Below are 5,576 nucleotides of genomic sequence, written 5' to 3'. Positions count from 1 at the left end.
ACGAACCTGCCCAGCCATCACAGCAGGTCACCGATCAAAGGATGTGACACAGCTTCTGAGTGACTGGCGCAGGAAGGCCCGCTCCGGCATGCGACCGGGACGCCGGGTCAGTGGATCCGGCGGAACGTCTCCTGGAGGTCGGAGACGAACGCCTCGGGGTTCTCGTAGTGGACGAAGTGCCCGCCCTTCATGTGGGCGTTGACGTTCACCACGTTGAAGGCCCCGCGCGTGGGCCCGTTCTCGAAGGCGGCGATGCGCTGTTCGGGAGTGCTGACACCGGGCGGAAAGTGGTCGCCGACCAGGAAGGTGAAGCCGGCCGGAGGCTCGACGGTGGGCCGCCGGTCGTGCGAGGGCACCCACCGATGGCGCTCGGCGTTGCGGTACATGCGGATGGAGCTGCCGATGGACTGCGTCACCCAGAAGATGGTGGCCTGGGTGAGGATGAAGTCGCGGGGGAAGTCCTTGTCGAAGTCGCCCCGCTTGTCGCTCCACTTCTTCCACCGCTTCAGAAGCCAGGCGAGCATGCCGGCGGGCGAGTCGTTCAGTCCGTGTGTGAGGGTCGAGCCGTCCAGCATGTGTGCAGCCACGTGGGATACGTAGGTGTCGACGAAGTCCACCAGGTCGGCCCGGAGTTCCGGCGAGGCGTCCTCGGGGATCTTGGCTCCGTCGGTGAGGTCCCAGAACCGCTCGTTGGTGAACTGTCCCGGAGGCAGGTCGTGGCCGTAGTGCAGGCCGATGATGCTGTCGGCGTACTTGTGGCCGAGGGCGCTCGTGACCAGGGCGCCGTAGTCGGAACCCGCGGCCCCGTACTTCTCGTAGCCGAGCACCTCGGTCATGAGCTTGTGCATGATGTCGGCGATCTTCCAGTAGTTCAGGTCGCCCCTGCCGACCGGGGTGGAGAAGCCGAAGCCGGGCAGATCCGGCAGGACGACGTCGAACGAGAGAGCCGGGTCACCGCCGTACGCGGCGGGGTCGGTCAGCGGGCCGATGAGCCCGTAACTGAACTCACCCGGCCACGGCCAGCCGTGATGGACGATCAGCGGGGTCGGCTTCGGGCCCTTGCCGCGCACGTGGACGAAGTGCACAGGTGTGCCGTCGATCTCGACCGTGTGCCGGCTGTAGGAGTTCAGCCGTTTCTCCTGCGCGCGCCAGTCGAAGCCGTCCGCCCAGTACTCGATGAACGGCTTGAGGTAGGCGGTGCCGAGGCCGTAGTACTCCTCCTCGTTGTCCAGGTCATCGAAGAACCGGGTGTTGCGCAGCCGGTCGCGCAGGTCGTCCAGGACGTCCTGGGGGACGTCGATCTTGTACGGTTCCAGCGCGCTGGTCGGGTCGTTGCTCACGGTTTCGCTGCTTTCGGGTCGGAGGGAGGAGCGGGATCTCTACGGGGCGGGCGGGGCGGGGCTTTGCCGTCGACGGTCAGACGGAGAAGTCCAGGCGGAGGCGGGTCTGCTCGAGCTCGGCGATGTACCAGGTGCCGTCCGTCCTGACGAACCGCGCGTGGTAGTGGCCGAAGCCGTGCATGCTCCGGAACGGGATGTCCTCGGACAGCTCGGCGTCCGAGGGCCGGGTGACGATGTCCTCCATCGCCCACACACCGTGCGCGGCCGTTGCCGAGTCGACGTCGATCTCGTCGGAGAACAGGTGGTGGACCAGGGTCACGCCGGGGCCGCCGCTGCCACCGACCGTGGCGGCGATCCCGTCCCTGCCCTCCATGCGCATCCATACGGAGCCGTCCGGCTTGTGCGGGGTGAAGGAGCCGTCCGGGGTGAACAGGTCGGCAAGGTCCTGCCAGCGCTGATGGTCCGCGTATCGGACGTAGCGGGCCATCAGGCGGCGCAGGTCCTCGATGGCGGCGAGGCGTTCGGTGGTATCCATGATCGGCTTTCCCTGTCTCTGTCAGTTTCGGTGAGTATCAGTGCGTCTCGGTGTTGCGTCTCGGTGAGTGAACGGCCGCCCGGTGGGCGGGAGTTGGCCGGTTCGGCTCGTGCCCGGCAGTTCCGGGCGGCTTCACGAAGGTGTCCCCGGGGTCCGAAGGCGGTGCGACCACCGTTGGACTCGATGGTCCAATCGTGGCCCTCAATTTATGGACCGGCAAGTCCAAACTGTGTGACCCGCGACACATGTCCGGATCGCCGATCCGCGGCGCGTCTCGTTCTGGATTGCGCCACAACGTACGAACGGGCAGGGTTCTCGGCATCGGTCATCCGACTCATCCGACTACGTCTTTGACTGTCCCTCGACTCGATCCGTGCCCGGCGATCGGGGCCGGACGGGCCTGTCGGTGAGCCGTCACCCAGCGGGCGACCCCGTCCAGCGGTGCTGTGCCCGGCTCGCGGTTGTGGTCGCCGGTCCGGCCCTACAAGTCAAATGACGTACCGGTGCCCGGGGGCGCCGGTACGCCTGGGCACTCGGCCTTGCGCCGCGGCAGGGCGGGGACCGGCGAAGACCGTTCGAGCCGCGACCCACGGGTGCGGCGGGCGGGGTGTCCCTCCACGGCGGCAGTGACGTAATTCCCACGAAGGTCAAGTGACGGATGTCGCCGCACGCGCAGGGTGCGGAACAGTCGGAGCAACGACCCCCTCCGTGGAAGGAATCCCGTCATGAACGGCGAACAGTCCGGCATCCGGGTACATCAGACGGCGCCTCGGGAGCTGCCCGTGCTCTCGTTGGACATCAAGTTGGTGCTGGACGGCGTTCCACGGGTGCCCGTCCAGGTCGAGTTCCGGTTCGACCCCACGACCCCGATGATCGTGTCCGTCACCTTCACCCCCTGGAGCGGGCCGAGCGTGCTCTGGCGGGTCAGTCGCGCGCTGCTGTACCGGGGGCTGTACGAGGAGAGCGGCGAGGGCGACGTACAGGTGTGGCCGATGGAGAGCGACGAGGGGGAAGCGGCCTGGCTGCTCCTGGAGTCGCGGGAGACCAGCGCCGTCTTCGAACTGCCCGTCGCCGAGCTCGGGGAATGGCTGGACGCCACCTACGGGGTCGTGCCCGCCGAGGCGGAGACGGACGCCCTGGACTGGGACGTGTTCCTCGGAGAACTGCTGGAAGGCCGGGACCCGTCCGGCGACGGATCGGCCGACTGATCGGCGGGAGCGGGAGCGGGAGCGGGGGCAGCGGGGGGCGGCGGGCCCGGACCGCTTTCCCGGCGCGTGAGGGTGTGAGCGCCGAGGGTGTGAGCTTCGCGGAGGTGAGCCCCGAGGAGGTGAGCTTCGCGGAGGTGCGGCCCCGAGGAGGTGCGGCCCCGAGGAGGTGCGCGCCGAGGACGGGTCGGTCGAGAAGGTGAGCCTCGACGACGGGTCGGTCGATCGACTCAGTGCCTCCGGTGAGCCGTCAACGCCTCCGGCGACCGTCAACTGACTGATGCCGGCCGGTTCTTGACCGGGCGAGACTGAGGCGGCTTTCCAGCCCCTACGGTCCCTGTGCGGTTCCGTCGGCCACACACGGCATGGCGCTACCGCAGCAGCAGTGAGAGGAATCCGTCATGACCGTCATCAACAGCCCGCTTCCCGACAAGGAGCGCGAGATCGCGGGCCGCGCCCTGCAGGCGACCCTGGTCGATCTGCTCGATCTCTCTCTGGTGGCCAAGCAGGCGCACTGGAACCTGTACGGCCCGCGCTTCCGTTCCGTCCATCTGCAACTCGACGAAGTGGTCACGACCGCGCGCGACTTCGCCGACACCGTCGCCGAACGCGCCGCCGCGCTGGGGGTGAGCCCCGACGGCCGGGCCGGCACCGTCGCCGCCACCACCGGGCTGCCCGCGTTCCCGGCCGGCTGGCGTCAGGACACCGAGGCCGTGGACGCCCTGGTGCGGTCGTTCGACGCGGTCGTCCGTGGAGTGCGCACACGTATCTCGGAGACCGCCGACGCGGACCAGGTCACCCAGGACCTACTGATCGGCCTCGCCGCCGAACTGGAGAAGCAGAGCTGGATGTTCCAGGCGGAGAACCGCGCCTGAGAGCCGGTCCGGGGCGAGCGGAGGGCCGGGCACGATTGGGCTGGGCACGACCGGGCTGGGCACGACCGGGCCGGGCACGACCGGGCCGACCACGAGCACCCCGAGCGCGCCGCCGACCGGCGTCAGGACGGCACTCGCGTCCAGTCCTGGAGTCGGTGCTGGTGCCGCGTCAGGCAACGTTCGCCCTGTTGACGACCTTGCGTAGCCGTTCGTCGGCGGCGTGCTTGTTCCGCCAGATGGTGTAGCGGCGGATCATGCTGCCTCGCTCCTTGTGGCCGGCGTGGTCGGTGCAGTCCAGGGCGAAGTAGCGCAGCGCAGTGAATTGGGCCTCGATGCGGTTCAGCCAAGAACTGTTGGTTGGGGTGTGGGCGAGCTCGATGTTGTTGGCTGCGGCCCGGTCGCCGACCCGGCTGTCCTTCGACGTCGTCAGGTGCGGGGAGGAAGTTGTCGAGCACGATCGCGATGCGGATCTTGGGAGGGTAGAGGCTGCGCAGGTAGCGGCAGAACTCCAGGAACCCGGTCCGGGCTGGTGAACGTCACCTCAGCGATCTTTGCCACCCGCATGCCTTGCGCGGATAGCAGCACCATCTGTGCCCGCCGCCAGGTCACCACCGAACCGGTGCCTCTGCGATGATCCGCAACAGGCGCGGCCCCTCGTCGCCATCGATCTCGCGAACGCGTACCCGCTCTGGCATCCACACATGATCTCGTTCAATGCACGGTCATGCGGGTATCTTGGGCGGCGCGTAGTGGCACAAGTAGCCACGTACCCGAGGCTCGAGTTCGGACAGGCCATTGCCGTTGAGGGCATGCCAGAGACGGTTCTCGATCCAGAACCGATAGGCGAACTCCTCGAACGACGGTGCGCACCAGAGGATCGCGGCTCTTTGCTCCTCTGGATCGTCGAGATCGCTCTCCGTCTTTTCCCCGTCGCGCCGTGCCTCGTACTCGTGTTCATAGTCGAGATAGGAGTGCACTACGGACACCTCACCCGAGGGACGGAGGTAGAGGTACCAGATGACGCAGTCCTGTTGATCTCGCAGGAATCGCACGAGGAAGGCGCCAGGCTCGACCGGACTGGGTAGGGGCTCCGAGATATCGGTCCAGCAGCAGGTCGCCGAGACCTCATCCAGCGAGCAGTGCAGCTTCGAGTCGGCCTGGAAGGCGACGAAGTCCCGAGGCAGCGCTAGGCCCTTGGCTGCAAGGTCCTCTGCCAGGCGATTGAGCGCTGTGACCTGTTCGGGGACAGGTCCGCTGGTGCCACCGAGCCATTGAAAGGCGCCCGTGAACTCGGTGGAGTCGAGAGGCGGCAGGCTCTCGTAGGGGTAGTACTCGTAGGTGTAGCGGCAGGGCCGGTATTCACCCAGGTCGGTGGCACACCAAGCGGAGCCGAAGCCGACCGAGGACAAGTCAGACCCCGATCCTTCACCAGGCATCGGCCCCCCCATTGATCACCGTCTGCGGATTGTAGGCGTCAGCATCGCACTTGCTACTGACACTTCCTGCGGCGGGTGGGCCAGGCGAAGTCTCCCAGGTGAGGGCGAACGTTGCCTGATGCGGCACTAGTAGGACTCCGTTAGGTCTTCCCGTTTGTGCTGATCAAGAGCATGTTGGATGTGTG

General features: G+C 67.3%; 5 protein-coding genes and 1 pseudogene. 2 read left to right on the top strand and 4 right to left on the bottom strand.

Annotation, left to right across the window (positions count from 1 at the left end; genetic code table 11):
* Positions 1-107 precede the first annotated feature (107 nt).
* Both ABD366_RS42685 and ABD366_RS42680 read right to left on the bottom strand, forming a co-directional pair.
* Positions 108-1,340, bottom strand: a complete 1,233-nt coding sequence (locus tag ABD366_RS42685; protein ID WP_324770319.1) for an epoxide hydrolase family protein — start codon at positions 1,338-1,340, stop codon at positions 108-110.
* A 76-nt stretch (positions 1,341-1,416) separates the two neighbouring features.
* Positions 1,417-1,875, bottom strand: a complete 459-nt coding sequence (locus ABD366_RS42680; protein ID WP_324770320.1) for a nuclear transport factor 2 family protein — start codon at positions 1,873-1,875, stop codon at positions 1,417-1,419.
* Positions 1,876-2,600: 725 nt separating this feature from the next.
* Between ABD366_RS42680 and ABD366_RS42675 the strand changes: the two genes are divergently transcribed.
* Both ABD366_RS42675 and ABD366_RS42670 read left to right on the top strand, forming a co-directional pair.
* Positions 2,601-3,083 (top strand): SsgA family sporulation/cell division regulator, encoded by a 483-nt coding sequence (locus ABD366_RS42675; protein WP_324770321.1) that lies wholly within the window; start codon positions 2,601-2,603, stop codon positions 3,081-3,083.
* Positions 3,084-3,481: 398 nt separating this feature from the next.
* Complete coding sequence (locus ABD366_RS42670; protein ID WP_324770322.1) at positions 3,482-3,955, top strand: Dps family protein; 474 nt, start codon at positions 3,482-3,484, stop codon at positions 3,953-3,955.
* 169 nt (positions 3,956-4,124) lie between these two features.
* On the opposite strand, the pseudogene ABD366_RS42665 reads toward ABD366_RS42670, so the two are convergent.
* Together ABD366_RS42665 and ABD366_RS42660 are read right to left on the bottom strand one after the other, a co-directional pair.
* Positions 4,125-4,479 (bottom strand): annotated as a pseudogene (locus ABD366_RS42665) (transposase); the annotation flags it as partial.
* Between the two features lie 198 nt (positions 4,480-4,677).
* A complete protein-coding gene (locus ABD366_RS42660; RefSeq protein WP_324770323.1) occupies positions 4,678-5,364 on the bottom strand; it encodes a hypothetical protein in 687 nt (228 codons plus the stop codon).
* Positions 5,365-5,576 lie beyond the last annotated feature (212 nt).

The sequence above is a fragment of the Streptomyces kunmingensis genome, from assembly GCF_039533535.1.
Taxonomy (GTDB): Bacteria; Actinomycetota; Actinomycetes; order Streptomycetales; family Streptomycetaceae; genus Streptomyces; species Streptomyces kunmingensis.
Note: the sequence above shows the minus strand (reverse complement) of the source record. Positions and strands in the feature narration are given on the sequence as shown.